The sequence below is a fragment of the Candidatus Eisenbacteria bacterium genome, assembly GCA_030017955.1.
Lineage (GTDB): Bacteria > Eisenbacteria > RBG-16-71-46 > JASEGR01 > JASEGR01 > JASEGR01.
Genome location: JASEGR010000084.1, coordinates 9294 through 10885, shown reverse-complemented (window position 1 = coordinate 10885; position 1592 = coordinate 9294). Strand labels below are relative to the sequence as shown.

The 1592-nt window shown below is 45.4% G+C and carries 2 protein-coding genes; both read right to left on the bottom strand.

Going from position 1 to position 1592, the window contains the following annotated elements; all coding sequences use genetic code 11:
• Positions 1 to 68: 68 nt before the first annotated feature.
• Entirely contained in the window at positions 69 to 1043 is a 975-nt protein-coding gene (locus tag QME66_11345) for a tripartite tricarboxylate transporter substrate binding protein (protein ID MDI6809558.1), read from the bottom strand.
• 38 nt (positions 1044 to 1081) lie between these two features.
• Positions 1082 to 1592, bottom strand: a 511-nt coding sequence (locus QME66_11340; GenBank protein ID MDI6809557.1) for a hypothetical protein, incomplete at its 5' end; no start/stop codon positions are given.

Sequence of the window (1592 nt, the reverse complement as noted above, 5' to 3'; positions counted from 1 at the left end):
TGCGATTTCTAACGGGGTTTAGAGATGAATCTCTAACGGGGTTTAAAGCCCCGCCCTTTCTAACGGGGTTACTTTTTAATGACGCCAAGTTCATCGACATCTACTTTCAACGATTTAAGATAATCGACGACATATGCCTTAGCTTCTTTATGCTTCATATAGGCCTCTGTGCTATATAAGCTTTTCAGATAATCCTGATACGCTTTGGTCTTGGTCAGCTTGAAAAAAATCTCTTCCCAGAATTTCAACGCATAATCCGGGAAATTCTTCGGCGCCCAAAAACCTCTGGGCTGGTCGAATACGGCGTTAATCCCCTGCTCTTTCATCGTGGGCACATCCGGAAGAAACGGGATTCTTTGTGCGGTCATGGTTCCCAGCGCTTTAACTTTTTTGGCTTCGATCTGACCCATCTGCTCACTCGCGTTTCCAAACCCCAAATCGACATGACCACCCAGAATGGCTACGGCAGCGGGTCCGCCGCCACCAAAACCGACCAGGTTCAACTGCGCACCCGTCGCCTTTACCACTCGATGGGAACAGATGTGTTCAGACCCCCCCACACCGCCGTATGCAACAGAAACCTTTTCAGGGTTCTTCTTTGCATATTCAATGACACTTTTCATGTCATTAAAAGGCGATTCAAAGCGGGTGAACGCAAGGTTCGGCTCCATGCATAGCACGTTGATGAACGTGATATCTTCCAGTTTCATTTTGCTTGTTCCGCGTAAAAGGGTGGAAAGAGGACCCGCGGTGAACTGCTTGATAACATACGGATCACCCGCTCTATCATGAAGATAATTAAGCGCAATCGTACCTCCTCCACCCTCCCGGTTTACCACCTGAATCTTCTGCTTTACCAGGCCTTCTTTTTCAAGGATACTGGCCAGAGTCCGGCTGAACAAATCGCTTCCACCGCCCGCAGGAGCATGGACGACAAATTCAATCGTCTTTTCAGGGTATGCCGCCTTCGCATCAACCGTCATCAATACAGCGATAACGCAAAATACTACAGCCAATGAATAGATAAAAATTTTCCTTCGCATAGGCTCCTCCTTTCGCATCAATGTTAAATGTTAACTGACTAAAGTACCCATCCTCTTACCCCGGTATTTTCCCCTTTCTTTTTCTCTTTGCTTGTCAGCTTACGAAGAAGCATTTCAGCTCGTGTGGGATTAAATATTCCGCATAGACACGGCTTAGCCAATTCTATACCGGCCTTTTCTGCAGTTAAAGAGTTAGCTTCAATTTTTTTCACCAGGTCGTCAACAAGGTATCTCGAGACCATGCCGTGACCGCACATGGTTGTTATTTCAAGCACAGGGCCACCGGGAAGAAGGGATGTGTTGCCCCAGATTCCCAGCGAGTGGTTAGTTGTATGAGGCGCAATGCCGATCTTATCACATATCGATTTGATGACATCATATAATCCTGACACAACGACTGATAATCCATAATCTCTTTCTTTTAAGTCTCTTAGAAATGACTCGAGCTGTTCTTTATTATCAAATACACCATAAGGAGCATTTCCGTCTTTGAACGCTTCAACGATTGAATCCAATGAAGTTTCATGAATATTACCTCTATAATTTTTA